Source organism: Rothia mucilaginosa (assembly GCF_964211445.1).
GTDB lineage: Bacteria > Actinomycetota > Actinomycetes > Actinomycetales > Micrococcaceae > Rothia > Rothia mucilaginosa_E.
In genome coordinates this window covers 19,293-44,620 of the sequence record NZ_CAXOQT010000017.1, presented here as the reverse complement: position 1 = coordinate 44,620, position 25,328 = coordinate 19,293, and the positions used below count along the sequence as shown (strand labels likewise).

Below are 25,328 nucleotides of genomic sequence, written 5' to 3'. Positions count from 1 at the left end.
GGGCTGATCTACGTTTTATGTTTTATGCCTGTGCGCGGCGGGCACGGCGGGCGGCGAGTTCGTCGCCCTCGAAGTTTTCGTGCATTTCTTCGCCGGGCTGGCCGTTGAGGTTCATTTCGATTTCGCGCCAGACGCGACCGATAGCGATACCAAAGACACCCTGACCCGCCTGAACCAGGTCAATAACTTCGCTCGGGGAGGTGCATTCGTAGACGGTGGTGCCATCACTCATCAGGGTGATGTTCGCGAGGTCGTCAATGCCGCGGGTACGCAGGTGCTCAATGGAGGTACGAATCTGCTGCAGGGACACGCCGGTGTCGAGCAGTCGCTTCACGATCTTGAGTACGAGCACGTCGCGGAAGCTGTAGAGGCGCTGGGTACCGGAGCCGGATGCGCCACGCACGGTGGGTACAACCAGGTCGGTGCGTGCCCAGTAGTCGAGCTGACGGTAGGTGATGCCGGCTGCCTTGCAGGCGACGGCGCCACGGTAGCCGAGGTTTTCCTCGACCACGGAGACAGGGTCAGTGAAGAGTACGCCCTGTTCACCGCGCGGAGGCGGTGCTACGGGGAAGAGGGTATCGAAGCCGTCCAGGGGCTGGTCGAAGCCCTGGGGTGCCTCTTGGGTGCCTGCGGCCTCGCCTGCATTTTCGGCTACCTGCTGCTCTAGCACGGTCCCTCCTTTTCGTTAAACCCTTTTAAGTGCTTCACCGCGCCCTATCAAATGCGGTCGATATCGTTCCGGTGTAGACCCGAGTTTCGGGTGAGATTCTAGGGGCGAGCCTTGGAATCTGCGTCTATGATTCGCGTGGTTCCTCTCGGTTCCGGCGCGGTTTTCAATGCTACACATTGGTTCGACAATACGATTCGCAGAACACGATTCGATAGTGCGACCGATGCGCGATAGGCGCGGTTGTTCAATCTATTTTAACTGATAGAGGGCTCTACTTAAAATTGAACCCACCGGAGCGAATGATCTTTTCAGATTCATTCTCCTGCATTAACACCGTATGAGGCGCCCCTCCCCCGCCATTCGGTTCGCTTCCCCCATCTCCGCTGCGTGGCGGAAGTTTAAAAAGTAAATGCGTACGGATAGGTAGTCCGTACGCATTTACAGCTGAGTTGAGTGAATAGCCTTGGCAGGCCGGGAGCCCCCTGGTGAGAAAGCTCTTCGTGTTGGACGAAGGGGTAGAAATTCCGAGCGTGCCAGCGTCGGCTTCGTCCAAGTCTAGAGGCCGCTACCCGTTGGTGCGAGTAGGGACCATAGAGGGAAGCACCGTGGTCAGCAGTGTTTCCCGACAGGAAAACCCCATGTGGGGTGCGGTAGAACCGCAAGAGTTGTGAAGGGTAGACGGTCCGGTTGTCTGGGCCTTCGTTCGCCTACTCGTAGGTAGGCATTGCCGATTCGACGAGAGTTGCGTGCAGTTGCAGGCACAACTTGCGAATCTTGTCAGCTCGTTCCTGCGCCTGAGCCTGGGAGGCTGCGTCGCGGCGCGATGCCAGCGGAGCCACTGCGATTTCCACGAGGGAAATTTCGCGGTCTGCCGCAGACTTGAATGCGCGCAGGTGACGAGGCTGAATGCCATGCTGGGTCAGCTCTGCGCTCACGCGGGCAATCAGCACATCGTAATCGGTGTACTCCACATCCGAGCCGTCTTCGAGCAGTCCAAAGTCAATCAGCTCGCGAATCAGCTCGGGAGTGGTGTTAGCATATTCTGCCAGCTCGCGGAGGGTGTAGGTGCGACCTTCCTGCTCATCCGGTCCGAGGACGGTGTCCAGAACGTCTTCACTTACGGTGGCGGGCATGGAGTTCAGCACGCGACCGGCTTCCAGGTCCTCCAGATGCTGACGAATCACCTTGAGCGGCATGTAGTGATCGCGCTGCATAGTGAGAATGTAGCGCAGGCGCTCAATATCAGTCTGGGAGTACTTGCGGTAACCGGTTTCGGTACGGCTGGGGTGCACCAGGCCGCGCTCCTCCAGGAAGCGAATCTTGGAGGCGCTAATTCCGGGGAACTCCAGGTCGAGCTGGCTAAGAACCTGACCAATGGTCCGGCTCTTAACGTCACGCGGGTTACGGTCAGAGTCGCCGTTCTCCACGTCCTCTAGTTCAACCTCAGCGTTAGTGAGGTTTTCATCGATGCGTGAGGTCATCTATGTCTTTCGGGTACTTTGTTCAGCCGATGTCGATACGAGCCGAAGTTTGAGTGAGTGGCTCGTTCCCCCGGTTGAGGGTCTCGCTTCGTGCCGAACATCTTTGCTTAGTGTTGAGAGTGTGATAGATAAGTTCAGTTGTTTATCACGAAATGATAAACCGCAAACCTTCGAGACAATCTTATAGCCTCACAAGGCATTTTGCTATTTAGTTCGCCCTTTTCAGGGGCTTTTTGAACCCAAAAATAGCCACACAATCAAACACTATTCTGTAGAGACAATACCAATTTTAGCAAAATTCCAATATTCCTAACACTCATACCCCATATTGGACTGCTTTACGGAGAAAATTTTATCTTCTCGCGATAGTTGAAGTTTTCATCACATTTAACTTGAAAGAGGCTCCCACTAGGGGTTTAGCCATATTTCAAGCCCCTTCGACGGCTTCAGTGACCCTCAAGATGAACCTTATATACATCCGTTTATTTGCGTTTGTGTGCACTTTAAATGAAAAAACGGCGAGACCAATCGGTCTCGCCGTTTTATCAGTACGTACCTCTTATTTTGAGGAACGTCAGGGCTATAGAGTCTATCGACTTAGAGCTTAGCCAGCTCAGCCTTGTATGCCTCTGCATCCAGCAGGTTAGCCAGGTCGTCAGCGTTCTCGGGGCGAATCTCAACAATCCAGCCCTCGCCGTAAGGATCGGAGTTAACCAGTGCGGGGTCATCCTCCAGACCCTCGTTCACTGCAACAATCTCTCCAGCAACGGGAGCGAAGAGGTCAGAGACAGACTTGGTGGACTCAATCTCACCGAAGCTATCCTCAGCAGCTACAGAATCGCCAACAGAGGGAAGGTCGACGTAGACGACGTCACCCAGTGCATCCTGAGCGTGGTCGGTAATACCAACTCGTACGGTGCCCTCAGCGGTGAGAGCGGAAACCCACTCGTGCTCAGAAGTGTAAGAGAGTTCTGCGGGAACGTTGCTCATAGCAGCGGTGTCCTTTCAGTGTGATCTTGCGTAGCGCGGACCATTCCGCGCACGGTGCCGTTCCGTGTGTGGGATGACGGAACGTCCTACATCAATTATCACATAAGAAGTAACGCGGGGCACGTCTAAACACCCCCGTACCACTTCTATGACACTATATTTTCCTCATCCCATCTAACCCCTTAACAATCGCCCCTTCCCAAGGTTCTAGAGGCACCTCTATTACTCACCTCCAACACCCCGTCCCTATTCTTCTCCAAACCCTCCCCGGCATACAGCCACCAGATACGCAAAAAGCTCAGGACCCCACACCATGAAGGTGCAGGGCCCTGAGCCTTAGGCTAGAGAGCTAAACTCTCACAGCGCCTTAGCGGGAAGAAATGACGCGCTCGGAGAAGCGGTTCGGGTTACCGAAACGGTGTGCGGTAATCGAAACAGCCTGCTCGCGGAGGAAGGGCAGCATCTCGATACGGCCAGCCTCGGTGACCGGTGCGAAGTACACTGCAACATCCGGGCGACCACCCAGTGCCGAGTAGATGGACTTCACATCGTTACCGATGTAGCGGATACGGGTGCCTTCCAGCGGGGTACCAGCCAGTGCGCGAACCGGGGTCTTAGCGTTCGAAGCCAGGTACTCGCGGAACTGAGCGTCCGACTTGACCTCGTACTTGACACCCTTGTTCTCCAGGACGCCGCGGACGTCGACCGGCAGGTCCTTACCGACGGACAGAGCAACCGGTGCGTTAGCTGCCAGACCGGCGAGCACAACGCGCAGGGTCTCTGCGGGCGATGCGGACTCGTCTGCACGAACCAGAACCTGGGTGGGTACGTAGCGCAGGATGTTGCGCTCGACGCCCAGCTTCGAGGGATCGTGGCCGAAGCCGAACTCGGTGTCCCAAGCGTGTGCGTCAGAGGAGACACCGCGCTTGATGAATGCGAAGTCATCGCGCTTGCCGAGCTCGGAGTTCTCGATGGTAGCCAGGGTCTCGCGGACGGTCACCGACTGGGTGGTTGCGGTCGCGGTTGCCTGTGCGGGCTCCCAATCGGACAAAGCGATCAGGTAGCTGGGGCCACCAGCCTTGGTACCGGAACCCACGGTGGACTTCTTCCAACCACCGAAGGGCTGACGCTGAACGATTGCACCGGTAATTGCACGGTTGACGTACAGGTTACCTGCCTGGACCTTGGAGAGCCACAGCTCGAGCTCGTCAGCATCCAGCGAGTGCAGGCCTGCGGTCAGACCGTAGTCGGGTGCGTTCTGCAGCTCGATTGCCTCTTCCAGGGTGTCAGCGGTCATGATGCCCAGGATGGGGCCGAAGTACTCGGTCATGTGGTACTCGGAACCGGGCTTGACGCCTTCGCGAACACCGGGGCTCCAGAGGCGGCCGGTCTCGTCCAGTTCCTTGGGCTGGATGAGCCAACGCTCGCCCGGGCCGAGGGTGGTCAGACCGCGCAGCAGCTTCTCTTCCGGCTTCTGAACAACGGGGCCCATCTGGGACTCGATGTCCTGCGGGTGTGCCACGTGCAGGGAGCTGACGGAGTCAATCAGCTGGCGACGGAAACGCTCGGACTGTGCCACGGAGCCAACCAGGATGACGGTCGAACCAGCGGAGCACTTCTGACCTGCGTGGCCGAATGCCGAGTAAACGACGTCCTTGACGGCGAGGTCGATGTCAGCGTTCGGGGTGACGATGATGGAGTTCTTACCCGAGGTCTCACCGAACAGGGGCAGGTCATCACGCCAGGAGCGGAAGAGCTCAGCGGTCTCGTAACCACCGGTCAGGATCAGGCGGTCAACCTCGGGGTGCGAGATGAGCAGCTTACCTGCAGCGCGGTCAACAACCTTGACGAGCTTCAGAACTTCCTTGGGAACGCCTGCATCCCACATAATCTCTGCGATCAGTGCACCGGTGCGAGCGGTGATGGTTGCGGGCTTGAAGATGACAGCAGAACCTGCAGCCAGACCAGCCAGAACACCACCAGCGGGGATAGCGGTCGGGAAGTTCCACGGGGGAACAACCAGGGTCAGGTCAACGGACTTGGGCTTTGCGCCGTCGATCTTCTCGAGGTCCTCGGCCAGCATTGCGTAGTAGTATGCGAAGTCGATTGCCTCGGAGACCTCGGTGTCGCCCTGCTCCAGGGTCTTGCCAGCCTCAGCTGCCATAACCTCAAGCAGGTCACCGCGGCGCAGTGCGATAGCCTTACCGACCTTGCGCAGAATCTCTGCACGCTCGTGGCCGGAGAGCTTACCCCATGCCTTGCCTGCCTCTTCGGTTTCCTTGATCAGCTTCTCTGCGTCAGCTTCGCTGGTCAGCTCGTTAGCCTTGAGGGTTTCGATGCCCAGCTTGGTGGTCTTGGAGCGCTCGAGGATTGCACGGCCCCACTCGCGGTTACCTGCCAGTGCGGGGTCGGTGTCGGGGGTGTTCTCGAAGCGGCCAGCCGGTACGAAGACGTTGTCCTCGTTCTCGGTCAGACGGTTCTGGGAACGCTTGGATGCGGGAACCTCGTCGGTGACGGAGTTCAGTGCACGCATGAAGCGGTCCTCTTCGCGCTTGAAGATGGACTCGTCGGTTGCCAGGTCGAAGATACCGGACATGAAGTTCTCGGAGGAAGCGTTCTCCTCGAGACGACGGATCAGGTATGCGATAGCAACGTCGAATTCCTTGGGGTTCACGACGGGCACGTACAGGAGCAGGTGGCCAACGCGGCGGCGGATAATCTCAGCCTGCTGCTCAGCCATACCAATCAGCATCTCGAACTCGACGCGATCCTTCACGCCACGGTCCTCGGACAGCAGCAGTGCGAAAGCAACGTCGAAGAGGTTGTGGCCTGCGATACCGAGGCGGATGTTCTTCACGTGCTCGGGGCGCAGTGCGTAGTCCAGAACGCGCTTGTAGTTGGTGTCAGCAGCCTGCTTGGTGTCCCAGGTGGTCAGCGGCCAGCCGTGCATAACAGCTTCCACGATTTCCATGGAAAGGTTTGCACCCTTCACCAGGCGGACCTTGACGCCAGCGCCGCCAGCCTCAACACGCTTAGCAGCCCATGCCTGCAGGCGCTGCATTGCAGCCAGGGTGTCGGGCAGGTATGCCTGGAGCACGATACCGGCTTCCAGATCCTTCAGGTGCGGCTGGTCCAGAATCTTGGTGAACACCTCGATGGTCAGGTCGAGGTCCTTGTACTCCTCCATGTCCAGGTTGATGAACTTCTTGGGGGAGGAAGAAGCAGCCAGCTCGTACAGCGGGGTCAGGCGGCGAACAGCGGTCTCAACGACCTCGTCGAATGCCCAGTGCTGGTGGGGGCCGGAAACAGCGGACACCTTAATGGAGACGTAGTCAACGTCGTCACGTGCCAGCAGGCGCTTGGTCTCAGCCAGGCGGTGCTCTGCTTCCTTGTCACCCAGAACTGCCTCACCGAGCAGGTTGACGTTCAGGCGGTTACCGGTCTTGGTCAGCTCTGCAATTGCGTCGCCCAGCTTCTCCTCGGAAGCGTCGACAATCAGGTGACCGACCATCTCGCGCAGCACGCGGCGTGCAACGGGAACGGTAGGCCATGCGACCTTGCCAGCCAGCTTGCCACCGAAGCCAACAGCGGACTTCATGTACCAGGGCAGGAAGGAAGGTGCCAGGCCGGAAATACGGGAAAGGTTGCGGCCGGAGACGTTGTCGTCTTCGGGGCGAATAACGCCATCAACAAAGCCGACGGTGAAGGGAAGACCATTGGGGTCCTTCAGAACACCGGCGAGCTGCTCAGCCGCGAAGGTGGGCTTGATCGACTGGGACTCGTTTACCCACTGACGAACAAGCTGACGAGCTTCCAGAGCCATCTTCTGGTAGTGCTCAGATGCGAAAGGATGGGTCATCCTTGACTCCTAACTATCTCACTGTGTGCGGTGCACACCACGTTTGGCGATGTCTCTATTTCACCACAAAAGGGTAATAAATACCTCATTAGAAAAACTGAATGTTTTTTCCAAAATCCATTTAGTTTTTCTAAATGATTGTGTAGCGTGGTTCCCGCCCGGCAACCCTCCGAACACCGAGCCCAAAGAGAAGAAACGAAGACCATAGCAACATCGCTATCCATCTCTCTCAGGCTAGCACTTTCAGAACGCAAATACCGAACCGATTTCGTAACAATCGAACACTTCAAAACCATTCCCAAAAGCATCTTCGCCCCTGAGAATCATCACGTTCACGCAAAATACCCGTCACACAAGCCAACATGCGCATCCAAGATCCCCGCCGTCTCAAAAAGAGCCGCAACAAAGCCCACGCGGTACCATAGACAAGAGTCCACAATGAGAGACGCACCACGGAAGAGCTCAGAGGCACAATCTGCAGAACAACCGGGCGCACCAGGGAGAAAAACGTGTCAATCTACGACATCCGACGCATGCAAATGCTCCTCGAAATCCAAGAACGCGGCACCATCATCGCCGCCGCAGAAGCGCTCAGCCTCACCCCCTCCGCCGTCTCCCAGCAGATTGCCACCCTCGAAAAAGAAACCGGCACCCCGCTGTTGCAGCGCATCGGCAGGCGCGTACAGCTCACCAGTGCCGGACTCATCATCGTCGACAGCGCCCGCAGTATCCTGCGCGAACTCGACCGCATGCAAACCTCCGTCGCCAACCTCACCGGCGAACCCGCCGGCATGGTGCGCCTCGCCATCTTCCAGTCCGCCGCCTTCGCGTTGCTACCGGAAACCCTCAGCTACCTCGCCGAGCACGCCCCCTCGCTCACCCTGCAGGTACTGCAAATCGACCCCGAAACCGGCACCTCCCTGACCCGAAGCCGCGAATACGACATGGTACTCTCCGAAGCCTACCCGCACCACCACATCCCCGAATACCCCGAGCTGCACTCCGAGCTACTCACCGAAGACCCGCTCAGCCTGATTGTGCCCAGCACCTCCACCATCACCTCCATTGAAGAGGCGCACGCACTGCCCTGGGTACTCGAAATGGAGCAAAACACCTCCCGCAGCTGGGCACTCAACCAGTGCCGCACCGCAGGATTCGAACCGGTCATCCGCTACAGCGCCAACGACATGATCACGAACTCCAACCTCGTCAAGGCCGGATTCGCCGTCACCATCGTGCCCGGCTTCATCCTCTCTTCACTCTCCACCACCGAGGGGCTACGCATCGTGGAGCTACCCGGCAAGCCCTCCCGCAAAATCTTTACTGCCGTACGCCGGGAATCTGCCGCCAACCCCGCCATCGCCATGGTGCGCGAAGCGCTGCACCACGCGGTCAAGGTGGCATTCGGCGAACGTGAAAAAACCGAAACCGCATAGGAAAACTCAGCCGCCGCCCAACCCGGCGCACTAGACAACGCAAAGGTCAGGGCCGTTCCTACGAACGACCCCGACCTTTCACTGTGCCTTTTGAACAGGCGCCTATATATAGAGGTATAAAAAGCACACAACAGTGGAGCTACTCCCCCGCCGCGCCCATTCTCCACAAGCGCCAGTTCAACTGCTAGTTCAGCGAAGCAACCACAGCCGGGCTCTGAACCTCATAGAACGACGACGACAAACCAGCCGCCGCCATATCCAGCACAGCGCTCACATGAACCTGCTTCAATGCAGAACCGGCAACGCCCGAAGCCACCTGATAATTCAGCTGAACATCCAGACGGTGACCGCGAGGAATAGCAGTACGCAACTCCAGAACGTTCTCACTGCCGGAACCAGCCTGACCGGTCTGTTCGCTACGGCGCACCGCATCAAGATTCAGAGCATCCACCGGAGCCACCAGAGCCGAAGCGCCCAAGCCACCCGAAGGCGACACCGCCTGACCAGAGGTCACGCGAAGAGTCACCGCAGGATTCAGCAACAAGCCGGTCTTCGGATCCTGCGCGCGAGCACGCACCATCAGGCGCGTACCCACCGGCAGAGTCGAATTGCCCTCATTAATAATGCTCAGACGAGTCGGCAGATTCCGGAAAGCAACAGTACGCGCCGGCTGACTCTGCAAAGGCACAGCCTGCACACCGTTAGCAGCCTTCAACTCCAGGCGGATGCACGACTCGTTATAGCGCATCGGAACCTGCACCAGCGCAGAACTCGCCGCGCCACCGTTCTGTCCACCACTGTGCTGTCCACCGCCGTGCTGACCGCGCTGCCCGCCACGCTGTCCGCCAGGGCGCTGGGTCACCGGGCTCACGCGAGCGCGCTTACCGCCCGAACGAGTTGCCGCCTCCGCAGCGCTCACGCCGCCAGCCACCAGGGCAGCCGAAGCGCCCGCAACCTTCAACGCGGTACGGCGAGAAGCATTCATCAGATTATTCTTAGTCATTTTCTACTCCCCTTATGCCTTCGCGATACGGTACACGCCGCTAATCGTGCCCTGCCACCAGGTGCCGTAACGGTCAATCGTGCCCACCATCTGCAGGGTGTCACCGCCGCCAAGCAGCAGACTCACATGCTGAGGCAGGCGTTGCTCGTGCACAGTCTTACCGGTTTCCATATCAATCGCGACAGCCCACGCGTAGGCACCATTCGCCAAACCAGCCGGGCCGCGGCGACGCTCACACGTGTAAATCAGCCCGTCAGCAGTGGAATAGCGCGGAACAGCCGAAGAGTACACATCCCTACGGTCCCAAATCTTACGCAGACCGCGACCGGTAATATCCCAACGCTCCATACCGGGGGCAAAAAGTGCGTTCGCCGGAACCGACGGGCCGGCACCCTCAGGGTACTTCGGGTAGGGGTAGCCGTAGGTGCTTGCACCCACCATCGTGTTACCCACACCAATCATGGAGTTCTCAGTGCCAGAAGTACCGGCGGTAAAGAGGCCAGCACTACCGACCTTCGCACCATTATCGGTGCGATACACAATGACCGACTCCTGAATATCAGAGTTATCGGTCAGCATCACGTAATCGGAGCCGTTCGGGCCAAAGAACGTCGGAGAGGCACCCGAGCCCCACGCGAGCTTGCCCGGCTTGCGGGCGCTACCCCGGTCATAGGCATGCCACCACTTGAGGACGGGGGCACCGGTTGCCGTAGCGTTCAGCATATAAATCGCGTGGGAGGTCACCACGCTCACACCCTGCGGGCACGCCGAAATCGAGTTATCGATACGCTCACCAGCAATCGACGCCTTATTCAGACGCATAGAACGAATCGTGCCGCGGGCAGAATCAATCACCGTAATGTAGCCATTTTTCGTGGCAACCCAAATGCGACCGGACCAGTCGGGCACCAGACCAACCACAGCATCGTTAGCACTCTGGGCAAGCATGCGGCTCAGGTCAATACGCTCATCAACCCGGATGCTGCGTCCGTCGTTGGAATGAGAAAGGCGCAGCAGGCACTGGGAGCCATCCACCAGAACCATGCGGTCCTGCCCGTCAAGGTAAGCGTACACACCGCCCAGCAGCGCGCCCTTCGGAATGTCCAGGTGCGAAAGTTCACGACCCGTATGCGGGTCAAGAATAGAAAGCTTCGGGGTGATGAACTCGCCGTGGGCGAAGACCTGGGTGCAGAGCACCTGAATGAAGCCGTCGCGTCCGGCAAGGATCGTCGGGCAGGCGCCGCCGAGCTTCGTGCCGGTAATCTTCCAATTGCCTGCGCCGGGGCCGGCAAGAGGAGTAGCGTCAGAGGACTGGGCATCACCGTGCATGGTGGTAATGCCGGGTGCGCCCAGGTGCGGATTCGCCTGGGCGTTATAGGTGGGGGTCATGGTTGGTTCTTTCTAACGGTGAGTGGCGCACATCTTCAATGGAGTGCACAAATATGCGCTTTCACATGCGCAAACGTTTCACATTGTAGGGTCAGAAAGCAGTTTTTGACGACACTAAAGGGCACCTTGAAACATTGTTCAGGCGACGCTTGAGAGCTTCACCAGGAAAACTCTCAGCACTACCCATTCAGATTCAAGGTGCCCCTTTAACCCATCACCACAGACTCTCGCACTCGTGGCGATTATTTTTAGCTATTTCTCCATGAGCGCCTTTGCCAGGGCATCATCAAGAACCAAGTCAGTAATTGCGCCCGTACGCAACGCGCCGCGCAAAGCACGCACACGGTGAGTACCGGACGCAACGCAAATACGGCGCGGAATGCGGGCAAGCTCCTTCGGAGTCGGACCGGACGCACGCTTATTCAACTCAAGATCAGCCCATGAGCCGTCCTCACGCAGAAGAATCGTGCACATATCCCCCACAACGCCCAGCTCACGCAACTGACGCTGCTCCTGCACCTCAAAATAGCCACCCGAGTACACGTGAGAAGGAATAGGCCCGCCAAAAGCACCCACGCCAAAAATAGCAAGGTCAACATTCTGCTGGGCATGCAGATTCTTCTGCACGCTACGCTCACGCCACATGGCAGTCTTCGTGTCCGCATAGTCAAAGAACGCGGGAACCGGAAAATGGATAGTCTGCGCATCATAGGCATTCACCAACTGCCCCAGCAAGGAGCCCAGGTACGGAATACCCGAATGGTGCGCGTTACCGGCACCATTCATCTGCACCACAGTCACGCCCTTCAGTGGGCGGCGCGGCAGATGACGAGAAATCTCAGTCATGGTTGAACCCCACGCCACACCCAGGCTCGTTCCATTATCAATCAGGGAATCAAGTAGAGCCGCCGCAGTACGGGACACCTGGCTCATGCGGGCGATGGGGGTGGCGTCCGAACGGACATTCACGAGAGTAACGCGCACTTTATAGCGCTCGCCGATGCGGCGCTCAAGCTCGCTGCGGGCACGGAAGGAATCATCTAGACGGATCTGCACCATGCCGCTCTCACGAGCACTTTTAAGCAGACGCGACACAGTGGCTCGAGAAACCCCCAGACGAGCCGCGATAGCGTCCATCGTCATGTTGTGGATGTAGTACAGCTGCGCTGCCTCATAGGTATGGTTAGCGCGTTCGTTCATCTGCCACAGACCCCCAGTGAAAATCCGTTCATACTGCTTGGTTATTATTTCACCATTGGGTTTTACTAAATGCAAGATGAAACCCCCACGCCGCACAAGCGGCAATACAGGAAAGAGCAGTACATGAGCTCCCAGCACATTGCACAGCAGTCTCAGCTGACCGCCGAGTCCCGCGCCAAGGCGCTCAAGAGCATGGTCAACGAAGAACTCGACATCTTGGTCGTCGGCGGCGGCATCACCGGTGCAGGCATTGCCCTCGACGCAGCAACCCGCGGTCTGCGCACCGGTATCGTCGAAGCAGGCGACTGGGCTGCAGGCACCAGCGCATGGTCCTCCAAGCTCGTTCACGGCGGCCTGCGCTACCTCTACAACCTCGACTTCAAGCTCGTGACCGAAGCACTGACCGAGCGCGGCCTGCTGCTGAACAAGATCGCACCCCACCTGGTGCACGCACAGCCCTTCCTGTGGCCCCTGAAGATGCCCGTCATCGAGCGCGCATACTCCGCAATCGGCATCGGCATGTACGACACCCTCGCATTCCTCGGTTCCCGCGGCAACAAGGGCGTCCCCTCCCAGCGTCACTTCACCAAGACCGGCACCAAGACCGTCTTCCCCGACATCAAGGACTCCGCATTCAGCGGCGCAATCCAGTTCTACGACGCACGCGTTGACGACGCACGCCTCGTCATCGACGTCGTCCGCACCGCTGCAGGCTACGGCGCACTGGCTGCATCCCGCACCCAGGTTGTCGGCTTCACCAAGGACGCATCCGGCCGCGTCATCGGCGCAGAGCTGGCAGACCTGGAGACCGGCGAGCGCCTGAACGTGCGCGCAAAGCACGTCATCAACGCAACCGGCGTGTGGACCGAAGAGTCCGAGTCCCTGGCTAACCCCGATGCAGGCCTGGAGGTTCTGGCTTCCAAGGGTATCCACATCGTGGTTCCCCGCGACCGCATCAACGCAACCAGCGGTATCTTCACCAAGACTGAGAAGTCCGTTCTCTTCATCATCCCCTGGCAGCGTTACTGGATCATCGGCACCACCGACACCCCCTACTCCGAGGACCGCGAGCGCCCCGTCGCAACCAGCAAGGACATCGACTACGTGCTGATGCAGGCTAACAAGCTGATCGCTAACCCGCTGACCCGCGAGGATATCATCGGCACCTACACCGGCCTGCGTCCGCTGCTGCAGCCCAAGGTCAAGGACGGCGCAGCATCCACCAAGGTTTCCCGCGAGCACACCGTGACCGAGGTTGCACCCGGCATGAGCGCAATCGCAGGCGGCAAGCTCACCACCTACCGTGTGATGGCTGCCGACGCTGTGGACTTCGCACTGGGCGAGCAGGCTAAGCAGAACCCCTCCGTGACCGCAACCATCGGCCTGGTTGGTGCTGAAGGCTACCACGCAATCGCCGCTAACCGTGCACGCTACGCAGAGCGTTACGGCTGGGATGAGGACCGTATCACCCACCTGCTCGAGCGTTACGGATCGCAGATTGAGGACCTCGGCGCTCTCATCGACGCTGACCCCTCTCTCGGTGCTCCCCTGGCTAAGGCGCCCCAGTTCCTGCGTGCAGACGTCGTTTTCGCTGTCCGCTACGAAGGTGCCCTGCACCTGGAGGACGTTCTGGTCCGCCGCGTACGCCTCGACCTTGAGCAGCGTGACCGCGGCCTGGCAGCAGCAGACGAGATCCTCGACATCATGCGTGCCGAGCTTGGCTGGGACGACAAGAAGGTTAAGGAAGAGCTCGACCTCTACGCAGCACGCGTTGCAGCAATGCGCGAGGCTGAGTCCACCTCCACCGACGCTGAGGCATCGGCAAAGATTGAGGCTGTCACCCCCGTGGCACCCCGCGTGAAGCTCTAATCCTTAGAGAATCCACCTACCTTTCGTAACCGTTTATTCAGCACGAACCAACCGTTCACCCCTCATCTGTTATGAGTTATCTCACATTTTGGTGAGGGGTGGACGGACGGTTAAATAACCGTTTACGATATTCCCCTAGCTAAGAAGCAGCGAGTTAAATACGGGGTTAGCCCACTGGTACAAACTGCTTCTCATCCAGAAACATCTATCAACTTTTCGTAGCAACCGCTACACATTTCAGCACAGCGTTGTGCCCCGATCCGCCCGTGCGGTGAGGATGCACGGGAATGCGCAAGCAAAGGTTCGCTTGCCTTCCAGACGCTTCGTCTTCAAGGAGCAACAATGTCTCTTCTTACTTCCGCAGGAACTGTACTTGCAGCCGGCTCTTCCGCTCTCGTGGATGCATCCGGCGCCCCCACCACCCTCGGAATCTTCGTTTCCGAGTTCTTCGGCACCTTCATCATGATTCTGCTCGGTGCCGGCGTATGTGCCGCAGTGACCCTCAAGAAGTCCTACGCTAAGGACGCAGGCTGGGGTGTTATCACCTTCGGATGGGGTCTGGCAGTGTTCACCGCCGTGTACCTCTCCTTCCATTCCGGTGCACACCTGAACCCCGCTGTGACCGTTGGCCTGGCAACCGCAGGCCGCGACCTGGCAACCGGCGTTCCCGCAACCCCCGGCAACATTGCCCTGTACATCGTCGCTCAGATGCTCGGCGCAATGGCCGGCGCAACCGGAGCGTACCTCACCTACAAGAAGCACTTCGATGAGGACCCGGGCGACCGCCTCGGCATCTTCGCAACCGGCCCCGCCATCAAGTCCTACGGCTGGAACTTGCTCACCGAGATTATCGGCACCTTCGTCCTGATTGGCTGGATCATCGCATCCGGTAAGACCCCCAGCGAGCTCGGCCCCCTGGCTGTTGCCCTGGTCGTTGTATCCATCAGTATGAACCTCGGTGGCGCAACCGGTTCCGCTATCAACCCCGCACGTGACCTCGGCCCCCGTATCGCCTACACCTTCCTGCCCATCCCCGGTAAGACCGGCTCCAACTGGTCTTACGCATGGGTTCCGGTTGTTGGCCCAATCATCGGCGCTATCCTCGCAGGCCTGATCGTTCCGGCAGTTCTGCCCCTCTAAACCTCTCTAATACCCCCGTTCTTTTGTTCTAAGGAAAAATCAATGACGACTTCTCTGCACTCCGCAACCCTCAACGTCGAGCGCAAGTACATCCTCTCCATCGACCAGGGCACCACCAGCTCCCGCGCGATCCTGTTCAACAAGGCGGGCGAGAACGTGGCTCAAGGCCAGCTCGAGCACGAGCAGATCTTCCCCAAGGCCGGCTGGGTCGAGCACAACGCAACCGAAATTTGGCAGAACGTCCGTAAGGTCGTAGCAATGGCTATGGCAAACGGCGAAGTCAACCACCACGAAATCGCTGCAGTCGGCATCACCAACCAGCGTGAAACCACCGTCGTGTGGGACAAGAACACCGGTGAGCCCGTCTACAACGCAATCGTCTGGCAGGACACCCGCACCCAGGAAATCGTTGAAGAGCTCGCAGGCGAAGAGGGCGTTGGCAAGTACCACGACATCGTCGGCCTGAACCTCTCCACCTACTTCTCCGGCCCCAAGATCAAGTGGATCCTGGACAACGTTGAAGGCGCACGCGAGCGCGCAGAACGCGGCGACCTGCTCTTCGGCAACACCGACACCTGGCTGGTCTGGAACCTGACCGGTGGTGTTGACGGCGGCGTTCACGTCACCGACGTAACCAACGCATCCCGTACCCTGCTGATGAACATCCGCACCCTCGAATGGGATCCGCAGATCGCTGCAGACATGGGTATTCCCATGAGCATGCTGCCCGAAATCAAGTCCTCCTCCGAGGTGTACGGCTTCGGCCGCGCAACCGGTCTGCTCAGGGGCACCCCCATCGCGGGTATCCTGGGTGACCAGCAGGCTGCAACCTTCGGTCAGGCTTGCTTCGAGAAGGGCATGGCGAAGAACACCTACGGTACCGGTAACTTCATGCTCATGAACACCGGCAACGAGCCCGTCTTCTCCAACAACGGTTTGCTGACCACCGTTGCCTACAAGATTGGCGACGCAGCTCCCGTCTACGCTCTGGAAGGTTCGGTCGCGATGAGCGGCTCCCTGATCCAGTGGCTGCGCGACAACCTGCGCATGATTGAGCACGCTGCAGAGTCTGAGGAACTGGCTACCTCCGTCAAGGACTCCGGTGGCTGCTACGTTGTTCCCGCATTCTCCGGCCTGTTCGCACCGCACTGGCGTTCCGACGCTCGCGGTGTCATCGTTGGTCTGACCCGCTACGTGAACCGTGCACACATCGTGCGTGCAGCGCTGGAAGCAACCGCATTCCAGACCCGCGAGGTTCTGGACGCAATGAACGCTGACTCCGGTGTTGAGCTCTCCGAGCTGCGCGTGGACGGCGGCATGACCGCTAACGAGTTCCTCATGCAGTTCCAGGCTGACATCCTCGGCGTTCCCGTGATTCGCCCGAAGGTTGTTGAGACCACCGCTCTGGGCGCAGCATACGCTGCAGGTATCGCTGTTGGTTTCTGGAGCGGCGAGCAGGACGTTGCGGACAACTGGGCTGAAGACAAGCGCTGGCTGCCCTCCATGGAGCCCGCAGAGGTTGACCGCCAGTACCGCCTGTGGAAGAAGGCTGTCTCCCGCACCCTCGAGTGGGTTGACGAGGACGTTCCGACCGCCTAATCGCAGCACCCGTTGCCTAACGGCACGGCCCGCGTACTAACGAAGCCCCGGCTGCTTCTCCCCCGCTATGGGGTTGAAACAGCCGGGGCTTTTCGCTGTTTTATGACGCTCAATTCAGCGTTTATTGCGGCGTAATTTCTACAAAAATTAGTGCTGGGGTACGGTGGGTGATTGTAAATGCAGTATCTTCCGCCGGCTGCTTCCCGCGGTATTGTTCGTGAGGTGTCAGTACCGTGCAGGATCCCGTTGACATATTCTGGGTTTCCTCACGCAACCAGCGGTTCGCGCTGATACTTATTTACGCTCCTATCACCGTCCGCCGTGGTTCCGGATACCGCGGCGGACGGGCTTTTAGCTCTTGTTACAGGCTTCTCTGTATTAACGATGAGTGGGGTTTCGCTTTTCTTGGTGCAGTTCTCACCGTAAAAATCACTCGTTTTATGTCTCTTCTTGAGATACCCGTTCACCTGGCATGTGGGGTTTATCTAATGGTGTTTGTACGCCTTTTATGTCTACTTCTCGCGCCGTATCATAGATGTATAGGCTTATTGGTCCTACTCTAACCGCGAAGATGGCGGTTAGTTAAGCATCTGGCACCTACCCGGTGCTCACGAGAGCGGAGGTACGCTCCGCTGGAAGGAGGGAGCGGGTTATCCCGCACCGATTATGGTTGATGTCCGTCGCCGCAAGCTTGCAATTATTGCTATGAACGTTTCGGTTCTTGCAGCTGCTCTCTCCTGGTTGCTGGTGCTCTTCTCCGCCCTGTACTCTGCCGCGGCTGTGCCGTGGGCTCTGGGCGTTGCTATCGTGCTGACGGTGATTGGCGCCTACGCGCTGTACCGCTACTACTCCAAGTACTCGCACGTGCTCCCGAACGAGGACCCGGATGCGCACGATGTGCTCGGTCACGACCTGCACTCGACCCACCTGCCGCACCTGCACCACACGGAGGGCAATACCAACGGGGTAGCCGCTAAGTAGCGAGCTCCTCTTCCCCAGACAATATAAATGTGCCGCCTCACTGATACCGGTGAGGCGGCACATTTGCATTAAAATCGCGGTTCAGAGTCCGACCCTGCACTCAAGATTATTTCTGGTTTGAGTCAGTGCTCCGCTGCGCTTCAGCTTCGGTTCTGGCTAGTTCTATCTTTTTGTTCTTTTCGACTATCAGAGCGTTATATTTCCAGCCGGGGATTCGCTCAACAAGCCACCCACCCCAGATGAGCGCAGCGGTAATGAGGGCGACCGGAATCAGGTAAATGAGGACGCTCGGGTCGCGGGTGTGGTCTGAGCCAAGCACGGTGAGCTCCCACAGCAGAAGGATTGGTGCCGCCATGGAAGGCATCACTATAAAAAGGACGAGGGCATAGTAAATGCCCATCTTGCTACCGGGCCTACCTCTATTTATACGAGCTTGGGTAACGGCTCTGTCCAGGCGGTTGTATTCCTCCAGAGTTTCGCCATCTAGAAGCGAAGCATCAGGGATCTTGGCCATGACGTACTGTACGGCTTCAAAATCTGAGGGCGCGCAAATAAAGATATGCCCCTGGGACGTAACGGTGTATTCTTTCGCGATGTCAAGACACGCCTGCGCGTAACGGTTATTGAGCTCTCGACTCTCCGGGTTTTCATTGAGCTGCCGGCGGAGGTCTTTCAGGTCTTCCATGTTTCTCCTTGCAATTTCAGTCATCGTTGAACCCATCGTTGAGGTACGAGAAACACAGGTCATCCCCCACCCGGTGCGGGGTGGAGAAGCCGGAGTATTGAATTGCGGTGTATCGGTGTGTACTTCACAGAATGCCAGGTCTTCGGGCTCAATCAAAATTGGCGGGACCTCGTGAGAGCCGTAACCGGCGATGTGTATATCTCGTAGCGGTTAGTTATAGACAAAACCCGCTACGGGTACGGTACGGAGGCACGCCTCCCCTATGATGGTTGAAAGGGATATTTACCCCTAATACCATCTGCAGTACACGCCCACGAGCCTACGAGGAAGAGCATGACCAAAGCGACCGATTCGCCGCAGCCGCCGGAAGCGCTCGCGCGCTGGTACACGCGCTATGCAAGCCCCGTGGGCACGCTCTACATCGCCGCCCGCGAGGATGCTCTTGTCGGCATTTGGTACGAGGACCAGGGGCATTTTCCGCTCCCCCATGAGCTCGGCACACTGATTGATAATCCCGGCACCTACCTGCGGGAGCACGGTACGGCGGACGATGAAGAGCCTACCGGCGAGTATACTGCGGCGCAGTTGCTGTCCCGTGCTGAGGTGGAGCTCTCCGAGTACTTTAACCGCAAGCGCACTTCTTTTACGTTGCCTCTAGATCCTGAGGGCACCGATTTTCAGCTGATTGTGTGGGAGCATCTGAAGACTGTTCCTGCCGGGTACACCACGACCTACGGCGAGATTTCGCGTGCGGTTGGCCCGGGTGCTCCGGCGCAGGCGGTGGGTCAGGCGGTTGGCCGCAATAAGGTTTCTATCATGATCCCTTGTCACCGCGTTATTGGTGCTGACGGTAGCCTGACCGGCTACGCTGGCGGTGTTGAGCGTAAGCAGTTCCTCCTGGATTTGGAGGAGCCTGAAGAGGTGCGGGAGGCGCGGCTCTTCTAGCGCCTGCCGACTAGTCTTCGAAGCTCATGAGGGGTGGGGTATGCATCGGATGCGTATCCCGCCCTTTTTCGTACCTGGTTTCGGTTTCGATGCTCTACAACACGACACGAAATAGAATATAGTTGCGATTATTCCATGTTGGGGTTAGTGTTTAAGTAGAACATGATTCCTAAGACTTCGAATCAGATACAGACTTCTCAGAGAGGAGAAACCGTGACCTCGCAACCTACTATTCCTGCCGACCCCCTCAAAAACGCCCCGAGCTACCCCACGTGGGTGACTGATGAGCTTCTGCGCAACTACTACGACACCGAATGGGGCATGCCCGTCACCGACGAGCGTGGACTCTTCGAAGCCCTGAGCCTTGAAGCTTTTCAGGTGGGGCTCTCCTGGCGCACGATTCTTGCCCGCCGCGAGGCTTTCCGTCGCGCTTTCGAAGGTTTCGATCCCGAACGCGTGGCTGCGTTCACCGACCAGGATGTTGCACACCTCCTTCAGGATGAAGAGATTATCCGTAACGAGAGGAAGATTCGCGCGGTCATTTCCAATGCACGGCTGACCATTCGGATGCGTGAGCTTGCCGCAACGTCACAAGATGCTTCAGCTGATGAGGTTGTTCTTCCCCTCATTGCTCTGGCGTCCGTCTCATCCAGCGCAGACAGCACCGAGGCGGCAGACGCTCGCCGCCGCCGAGTTCGTACGCTAAGCCACGAAGATTTGGACCGGATGCGCGAGCGCACCCTATCTGACAGCACGCGTGTGCCGGGCGGGCTACCGGCGTGGCTGTGGTCCTTTGCGCCGAGCGAGACTATCACTCCGCATACTTTGGAGGATATTCCGACCGATACCGCTGAGTCCGCGCTTCTTGCAAAGTCTTTTAAAGCTCTAGGAGGGGTGTTTCTGGGGCCGGTGACCGCCTACGCACTCATGTGTGCGGTCGGCATGGTGGACGCTCACCTGGTGGGTTCGCATCGGCGAGGTTGTTCGGGTCTCTTCGACTAAGCTTTTGAGTCTCTGTGCGAAGGCGCTCCCGGACATAGAAACCCGGGCGTAGAAACCTGGACATAGAAAAGCCGCGTGCTACTTCCTGAGAAGCAGCACGCGGCCCCAAAAACTCGGAGGTTCCCTTCCGCATAGCTAGGTTGCCGACTCTATTAGATCGTCACAAAGAGGAAAATCAGAGACAGCAGCGGCGGGGTCAGCTGGATTAGCGCAGGCTTGCGCTTTGCCGGGGAGGTGAGGAACAGGTAGATACCTGCGATTGCCATGGAACCCAGGCCTGCGAACATGAGTGCCACGCCCACCTGCGGGGAACCGAACCAGAAAGCCAGCAGACCGGTTGCGGCATTCCAGGCGAGCATCAGGTTGTACAGGCCCTGATTTGCTGCCATCTCCTTGGTGGACTCGGCGAATTCTTCGGTCATGCCGAAGGTTTCGCGGCCCTTGGGCTTAGTCCAGAGGAAGGACTCGATGATCCAGATGTACACGTGAATAGCGATTGCGACGAAGGCAAAGACAGTAGTAATCGTTGCGAGTGCCTGCATTGTTTTTCCTTAAGCAGTAGGTGTTCTATTAGGCACCTGCCCGTTCTTTATTCTGGAGTACAGCCTGTGGTGATGTTCAGAATCATGCAAGAGCAAGCACAAGAAGTAATTCTACGCTTCTTCCCGGTTTATCGGAATTTCCCTGAATATACGTGAAACCCCTCGATTTGTCGTCTGCGGAGAAAATTGCAGGGTTCTCATCGAGGGGTTTCTTATGCGGGGTTACGCCGATTCCGGTATCGGCCTTTAGCCCATCATGAGTGACAGGGCGAAGGACCAGACGCATACCAGGCCCAGCAGAATAGCGCTGTACTTGATAGACATGGAGGTGATCTTCGATTCCTCACCGGCGCTGTTCACAGCCGCCGCCGCAATCGCAATGGACTGCGGGGAAACGATCTTACCCATCACGCCACCGGCGGTGTTTGCGGCAACGAGCAGGGTCGGGTCAACAGCAATCTGGGCTGCGGTGGTGGACTGCAGGCCCGCGAAGAGCACGTTAGCGTTCGTCACGGAGCCGGTCACGAACACGCCAATCCAACCGATAATCGGGGACAGCAACGGGAAGACCGGGCCAGCTGCCGCGAGCGCCAGAGCGATGGAGGTGGTCATACCGGCGTGGTTCATCACGTTTGCGACGGACATGACCAGGCAGATCATGAGGATCGGCATCTTCAGCTGGTTCCAGGTGCCGCCGAGTTCTTCAAAGGCTTCACCCCAGCTAATCTTCGAGGTCAGCACGGTAATCAGTGCTGCCACCAGAATTGCGGTACCGGAAGCACCAAGGATGTTCCAGGAGAACATCGCGGTCACGGTCTTGCCGGCACCGGTGGTGATGGCTTCGTGAATGCCGGGGATGGGGAACGCCAGGGTTGCGGCGCCGAGCAGGCCGTTGGTTGCGAAGATCGGCTTCAGTGCGGTGGACCAGAGCAGGATGGTTGCGGAGAGGAAGATGAAGGGGCTCCACGCCTTAACAATCTCAGCACCGGTGTGCTTGACGCCCTGCTGCGCCTGAACTTCTTCGAGGCTGGGTGCGGTGGATTCGCGGTAGATGTGCTTGGGCTGCCACTTCTGCATCACGAGCGCCAGTGCTACCAGGGAGAGCAGCGGCGGGATGATATCGACCAGTTCGGGCGAGCCGAGCAGCATCAGGATAGCCGCCTGACCGCCGGAGAAAATCACGCCGGTCATGAGCGCTACGAGGCCGACTTCGCGGATGCCGTGGATGCCGTCCTGGATTGCAACCATCAGCAGCGGCACGAAGGCGACGAAGATCTGCAGTACCGGAACCATACCTGCGGACAGGTGCGCGGTGTCGAGGCCACCAACCTTAGCTGCGGTAGTCACGGGAATACCGATAGCACCGTAGGCGCCGGATGCGGCGTTGGCTACCAGCGCCAGCATGGATGCCTTGAGGGGGTTGAAGCCCAGGGATACCAGCAGTGCCGCGGATATAGCGATCGGGATGCCGAAGCCTGCCGCGCCTTCGATGAAGCCACCGAAGCAGAAGGCAATCAGCAGCACCTGGATGCGCTGGTCGTTCGAGATCGAGGAGACGGAGGAGCGCACGATGTCGAAGTTACCGGCGCGTACGGCAATGCGGTAGAGCCACACCGCCATGAGCACAATCCAGCCGATGGGCCATGCACCGGAGAGGAAGCCGGAGAGGATGGAGCCGGCACCTGCGGTGATGGGCAGGCCGAAGACTGCGCAACCGATGATGAGGGTGGTGCCGAGGGTCAGCAGTGCTGATTTGAGGCCGCTGAGTTTCAGGACGGTCAGGCCCAGCAGGAAGAGGATGATGGGTACTGCTGCGACCAGTGCGGAGAGCACCGGTGAGTTCAGCGGGTCGTAGGTTTGCTGCCACATGGGGCGGGGTGTTCCTTTCGGTCTGTGCTTTAGGCGGTCGCTTCTTCCGGTACGGCGTCTGCGCTGTATGGAAGCGTTCGGGCCGCATAAAAACCGATGGGCCCGTCCTGTGTCTCGTGGACGGGTCCATCGGTGAAGCGTGATGGTCTTGAGCTGCCGGGCGTTTGGTGATTTGCCGTGGCGATATACCGTAGCGCGGCGGCGGTGAGCGGGCTCCTTCTCGCCCACTAGGTGCTCTTGACTTTATCTGTCTAAGCTAACAGGTCTCTCCTTAGACTTCAGGATAGGGTGACCTTAAGTGTGCACAAACGATATTTATGTGCATATTTACACTCCCCGGTATTCGCCCCTAACCGCCCCCCCCCCTCGAGCCATTAGCTAGGCATCCCACCACACGCCCCCTAACAAGCCCAGATAACGTAAAAGCCCCCTCCTACAAAAGAAGGGGGCTTTTGCTAAACCGTGTCGCGGGTACCTCACCTTTCAGAGAAGGTAGGTTACACGCATCAGGTACTCACGCTATTTACAGGCCGACCAGGGACAGCACGTAAACCCAAACACAGGTGACAACCAGCAGAGCCGCGCTGTACTTGATCGCCATGGAGGTAATCTTCGATTCCTCGCCGGAGCTGTTCACAGCAGCAGCTGCAATTGCGATGGACTGCGGGGAAACGATCTTCGCCATCACACCACCGGCGGTGTTAGATGCAACCAGCAGGGTCTGGCTGACGCCAATCTGCTGTGCGGTGGTAGCCTGCAGGCCTGCGAAGAGGATGTTGTTGTTCACCACGGAGCCGGTCACGAACACACCGATCCAACCGATGATCGGGGACAGCAGCGGGAAGATTGCACCCACGGCGGCAACAGCCAGTGCGATGGAGGTAATCATACCCGCGTAGTTCATGACGTTTGCAACGGACATGACCAGGCAGATCATGATGATCGGGGTCTGCAGCTGCTTCCAGGTTGCGCCGAGTTCCTCGATAGCCTCACCCCAGCTGATGGAGGAGGTCAGGATGGTGATGATGGCAGCCACCAGAATTGCGGTACCGGAAGCACCAATGATGTTCCAGGTGTAGGTCACGTCAATTGCCTTGGGGGTTGCAACGATCGGTGCGGTCTGCTGGATGGTCTGGTGCAGCCACGGAACGGGGAAGGTGATGTTACTGAAGGCCAGCAGACCCCCCTTAGCAAAGAGCGGCTTCATCGCGGTGGACCAGAGCAGAATCACGACGGACAGGTAGACGAAGGGGCTCCATGCCTTGAGGATTTCGCCACCGGTGTGCTTGACGCCCTGCTGAGCCTGAACTTCTTCCAGGGAGGGAGCGGTGGGCTCACGGAAGATGTGCTTGGGCTGCCACTTCTGCATAACCAGTGCCAGAGCGACCAGTGCCAGCAGCGGCGGGATGATGTCGACCAGCTCGGGGTTACCCAGGGCTACGAGCAGAACGGACTGGCCGCCGGAGTAGATCAGGCCAACCATGAGAGCTACCAGACCGACCTCGCGGATACCGCGGATGCCATCCTGAATAGCAACGAGCAGTACGGGGATGAGCGCTGCCATGATCTGGATAACCAGGACCATTTCGATGGACAGTGCGTGCAAGTCCACGCCACCGCGGGTTGCAGCGGTGGTCACGGGGATACCGATAGCGCCGTATGCGCCGGAGCTCACGTTAGCAATCAGGGCGAACATTGCGGCCTTGAGCGGGTTGAAGCCCAAGGAAACCAGCAGTGCAGCACAGATAGCAATCGGAATACCGAAGCCTGCAGCGCCTTCAAGGAAGCCACCGAAGCAGAATGCAATCAGCAGCATCTGGATGCGCTGGTCGGTAGAGATGGAGGAGATGGAGGAGCGAACAATCTCAAAGCCGCCAGAACGCACGGAAATGCGGTAGAGCCACACTGCCATGAGAACGATCCAGCCAATGGGCCACATGCCTGAGAGGAAGCCGTAGAGAATCGAGCCTGCACCGGCGGTGACGGGCATACCGAAAATAGCGCAACCGATGACCAGTGCAATAACGAGAGAGATAACGGCAGATTTAATACCGCTGAGCTTCAGGACGGTGAGGCCCAGAAGGAAGAAAATAATCGGGACTGCTGCCACGAGTGCGGAAAGTGCACTCGAGTTCAGCGGGTCATAGACTTGCTGCCACATGATGTACTGTGTTCCTTTCCAGCCCACGAGGGGCGGGATCGTTGTGTGCCGCAAAGCCTTCCCAGTATCGCGCGTGACGGTGTGTGCCGTGTGTTGTAGGTGCGTGCACCTAGCTGTTTGATGCGTTAAGGACGCTATCCCTTGGGATATATGCCTTCACTTGGGTTCGTGTTGGTTTTGCGGCTATGAAATTTAGTGTGTTGAAACGGCGTTTTTGTCACAGAAACCTAAATATTCCTTGATTTGTCAAGGGAATTTCAGGAGCAGGATAATGAATCCCTAATCCCAAAAACGCAATTCCTTGTGTACCCAATGTACCACCGAACACCCACAAAATCGGGCATATTCCAACATTTAGATTCAAGCTCATAATTGCAACCTAACCTAAACCCCACCCCAGATTGAGGGCTTATCCAGCCCCCTCCCCCGCTATTTCAAGGAAGAAACAGTACCCCCGGCACTTTCGGCAGTACATTCGGCGCATATCCTGCCCAAAACCCACTCAAA

18 protein-coding genes are annotated in these 25,328 nt (G+C 58.2%); 7 read left to right on the top strand and 11 right to left on the bottom strand.

Annotation, left to right across the window (positions count from 1 at the left end):
• Positions 1–22 precede the first annotated feature (22 nt).
• The 4 genes from AB8E48_RS05650 to AB8E48_RS05635 form a co-directional block, all read right to left on the bottom strand.
• The gene (locus AB8E48_RS05650) at positions 23–670 is read right to left on the bottom strand and encodes a MerR family transcriptional regulator (protein ID WP_303950304.1); all 648 of its coding nucleotides are present in this window, start codon (positions 668–670) and stop codon (positions 23–25) included.
• A 707-nt stretch (positions 671–1,377) separates the two neighbouring features.
• Positions 1,378–2,151 carry a transcriptional regulator FtsR gene (gene ftsR / locus AB8E48_RS05645; RefSeq protein ID WP_294603306.1) on the bottom strand — a complete coding sequence of 258 codons (774 nt, stop codon included), beginning with the start codon at positions 2,149–2,151 and terminating at the stop codon, positions 1,378–1,380.
• Between the two features lie 597 nt (positions 2,152–2,748).
• Positions 2,749–3,141, bottom strand: coding sequence for a glycine cleavage system protein GcvH (gcvH, locus tag AB8E48_RS05640; protein WP_298594368.1), 393 nt, complete (start codon positions 3,139–3,141; stop codon positions 2,749–2,751).
• A 367-nt stretch (positions 3,142–3,508) separates the two neighbouring features.
• Positions 3,509–7,000 carry a bifunctional proline dehydrogenase/L-glutamate gamma-semialdehyde dehydrogenase gene (locus tag AB8E48_RS05635; RefSeq protein ID WP_368886048.1) on the bottom strand — a complete coding sequence of 1,164 codons (3,492 nt, stop codon included), beginning with the start codon at positions 6,998–7,000 and terminating at the stop codon, positions 3,509–3,511.
• 509 nt (positions 7,001–7,509) lie between these two features.
• On the opposite strand from AB8E48_RS05635, the gene AB8E48_RS05630 reads away from it, so the two are divergent.
• Positions 7,510–8,436: a LysR family transcriptional regulator gene (locus AB8E48_RS05630; RefSeq protein WP_368886047.1), complete on the top strand. Its 927-nt coding sequence runs from the start codon at positions 7,510–7,512 to the stop codon at positions 8,434–8,436.
• A gap of 184 nt (positions 8,437–8,620) precedes the next feature.
• Here the strand turns inward: AB8E48_RS05630 and AB8E48_RS05625 are convergent, their stop codons facing one another.
• The 3 genes from AB8E48_RS05625 to AB8E48_RS05615 form a co-directional block, all read right to left on the bottom strand.
• The gene (locus AB8E48_RS05625; RefSeq protein ID WP_368886046.1) at positions 8,621–9,439 is read right to left on the bottom strand and encodes a transcriptional initiation protein Tat; all 819 of its coding nucleotides are present in this window, start codon (positions 9,437–9,439) and stop codon (positions 8,621–8,623) included.
• A gap of 12 nt (positions 9,440–9,451) precedes the next feature.
• Entirely contained in the window at positions 9,452–10,828 is a 1,377-nt protein-coding gene (locus AB8E48_RS05620; RefSeq protein ID WP_368886045.1) for a 6-pyruvoyl tetrahydrobiopterin synthase, read from the bottom strand.
• 252 nt (positions 10,829–11,080) lie between these two features.
• A complete protein-coding gene (locus AB8E48_RS05615; protein ID WP_049359844.1) occupies positions 11,081–12,028 on the bottom strand; it encodes a sugar-binding transcriptional regulator in 948 nt (315 codons plus the stop codon).
• 123 nt (positions 12,029–12,151) lie between these two features.
• Between AB8E48_RS05615 and AB8E48_RS05610 the strand changes: the two genes are divergently transcribed.
• The 4 genes from AB8E48_RS05610 to AB8E48_RS05595 all read left to right on the top strand — a co-directional run bounded on the left by AB8E48_RS05610 (position 12,152) and on the right by AB8E48_RS05595 (position 17,617).
• Entirely contained in the window at positions 12,152–13,897 is a 1,746-nt protein-coding gene (locus AB8E48_RS05610; RefSeq protein WP_368886044.1) for a glycerol-3-phosphate dehydrogenase/oxidase, read from the top strand.
• Positions 13,898–14,239: 342 nt separating this feature from the next.
• Positions 14,240–15,037 carry an MIP/aquaporin family protein gene (locus tag AB8E48_RS05605; protein WP_368886043.1) on the top strand — a complete coding sequence of 266 codons (798 nt, stop codon included), beginning with the start codon at positions 14,240–14,242 and terminating at the stop codon, positions 15,035–15,037.
• A gap of 42 nt (positions 15,038–15,079) precedes the next feature.
• A complete protein-coding gene (gene glpK, locus AB8E48_RS05600; protein WP_368886042.1) occupies positions 15,080–16,636 on the top strand; it encodes a glycerol kinase GlpK in 1,557 nt (518 codons plus the stop codon).
• Positions 16,637–17,302: 666 nt separating this feature from the next.
• Entirely contained in the window at positions 17,303–17,617 is a 315-nt protein-coding gene (locus AB8E48_RS05595; RefSeq protein ID WP_246827224.1) for an N-acyl-D-glutamate deacylase, read from the top strand.
• Between the two features lie 106 nt (positions 17,618–17,723).
• Here AB8E48_RS05595 and AB8E48_RS05590 read toward each other — a convergent pair whose 3' ends face one another.
• Positions 17,724–18,326 (bottom strand): hypothetical protein, encoded by a 603-nt coding sequence (locus AB8E48_RS05590; RefSeq protein WP_368886041.1) that lies wholly within the window; start codon positions 18,324–18,326, stop codon positions 17,724–17,726.
• A gap of 309 nt (positions 18,327–18,635) precedes the next feature.
• Here AB8E48_RS05590 and AB8E48_RS05585 point away from each other — a divergent pair, with 309 nt between their 5' ends.
• Positions 18,636–19,247 (top strand): methylated-DNA--[protein]-cysteine S-methyltransferase, encoded by a 612-nt coding sequence (locus AB8E48_RS05585; RefSeq protein ID WP_368886040.1) that lies wholly within the window; start codon positions 18,636–18,638, stop codon positions 19,245–19,247.
• 213 nt (positions 19,248–19,460) lie between these two features.
• Entirely contained in the window at positions 19,461–20,249 is a 789-nt protein-coding gene (locus AB8E48_RS05580) for a DNA-3-methyladenine glycosylase I (RefSeq protein ID WP_368886039.1), read from the top strand.
• 152 nt (positions 20,250–20,401) lie between these two features.
• On the opposite strand, the gene AB8E48_RS05575 is transcribed toward AB8E48_RS05580, so the two are convergent.
• From AB8E48_RS05575 to AB8E48_RS05565, 3 genes are all read right to left on the bottom strand, one after another.
• The gene (locus AB8E48_RS05575) at positions 20,402–20,791 is read right to left on the bottom strand and encodes a DUF1304 domain-containing protein (RefSeq protein WP_368886038.1); all 390 of its coding nucleotides are present in this window, start codon (positions 20,789–20,791) and stop codon (positions 20,402–20,404) included.
• A 246-nt stretch (positions 20,792–21,037) separates the two neighbouring features.
• A complete protein-coding gene (locus AB8E48_RS05570; RefSeq protein WP_368886037.1) occupies positions 21,038–22,660 on the bottom strand; it encodes an L-lactate permease in 1,623 nt (540 codons plus the stop codon).
• A 523-nt stretch (positions 22,661–23,183) separates the two neighbouring features.
• On the bottom strand, positions 23,184–24,821 hold the full coding sequence (locus tag AB8E48_RS05565; RefSeq protein ID WP_368886036.1) for an L-lactate permease: 1,638 nt from the start codon (positions 24,819–24,821) through the stop codon (positions 23,184–23,186).
• Between the last annotated feature and the right edge of the window lie 507 nt (positions 24,822–25,328).

Excerpts from the sequence above, each read along its gene's own strand:
- AB8E48_RS05615 (WP_049359844.1), bottom strand. The coding sequence starts at position 12,028 with ATGAACGAACGCGCTAACCATACCTATGAGGCAGCGCAGCTGTACTAC.
- AB8E48_RS05595 (WP_246827224.1), top strand. The coding sequence starts at position 17,303 with ATGGTTGATGTCCGTCGCCGCAAGCTTGCAATTATTGCTATGAACGTT.
- AB8E48_RS05625 (WP_368886046.1), bottom strand. The coding sequence starts at position 9,439 with ATGACTAAGAATAATCTGATGAATGCTTCTCGCCGTACCGCGTTGAAG.
- gcvH (WP_298594368.1), bottom strand. The coding sequence starts at position 3,141 with ATGAGCAACGTTCCCGCAGAACTCTCTTACACTTCTGAGCACGAGTGG.
- AB8E48_RS05565 (WP_368886036.1), bottom strand. The coding sequence starts at position 24,821 with ATGTGGCAGCAAGTCTATGACCCGCTGAACTCGAGTGCACTTTCCGCA.
- AB8E48_RS05635 (WP_368886048.1), bottom strand. The coding sequence starts at position 7,000 with ATGACCCATCCTTTCGCATCTGAGCACTACCAGAAGATGGCTCTGGAA.
- AB8E48_RS05605 (WP_368886043.1), top strand. The coding sequence starts at position 14,240 with ATGTCTCTTCTTACTTCCGCAGGAACTGTACTTGCAGCCGGCTCTTCC.
- AB8E48_RS05570 (WP_368886037.1), bottom strand. The coding sequence starts at position 22,660 with ATGTGGCAGCAAACCTACGACCCGCTGAACTCACCGGTGCTCTCCGCA.
- ftsR (WP_294603306.1), bottom strand. The coding sequence starts at position 2,151 with ATGACCTCACGCATCGATGAAAACCTCACTAACGCTGAGGTTGAACTA.
- AB8E48_RS05575 (WP_368886038.1), bottom strand. The coding sequence starts at position 20,791 with ATGCAGGCACTCGCAACGATTACTACTGTCTTTGCCTTCGTCGCAATC.
- AB8E48_RS05620 (WP_368886045.1), bottom strand. The coding sequence starts at position 10,828 with ATGACCCCCACCTATAACGCCCAGGCGAATCCGCACCTGGGCGCACCC.
- glpK (WP_368886042.1), top strand. The coding sequence starts at position 15,080 with ATGACGACTTCTCTGCACTCCGCAACCCTCAACGTCGAGCGCAAGTAC.
- AB8E48_RS05590 (WP_368886041.1), bottom strand. The coding sequence starts at position 18,326 with ATGACTGAAATTGCAAGGAGAAACATGGAAGACCTGAAAGACCTCCGC.
- AB8E48_RS05585 (WP_368886040.1), top strand. The coding sequence starts at position 18,636 with ATGACCAAAGCGACCGATTCGCCGCAGCCGCCGGAAGCGCTCGCGCGC.
- AB8E48_RS05610 (WP_368886044.1), top strand. The coding sequence starts at position 12,152 with ATGAGCTCCCAGCACATTGCACAGCAGTCTCAGCTGACCGCCGAGTCC.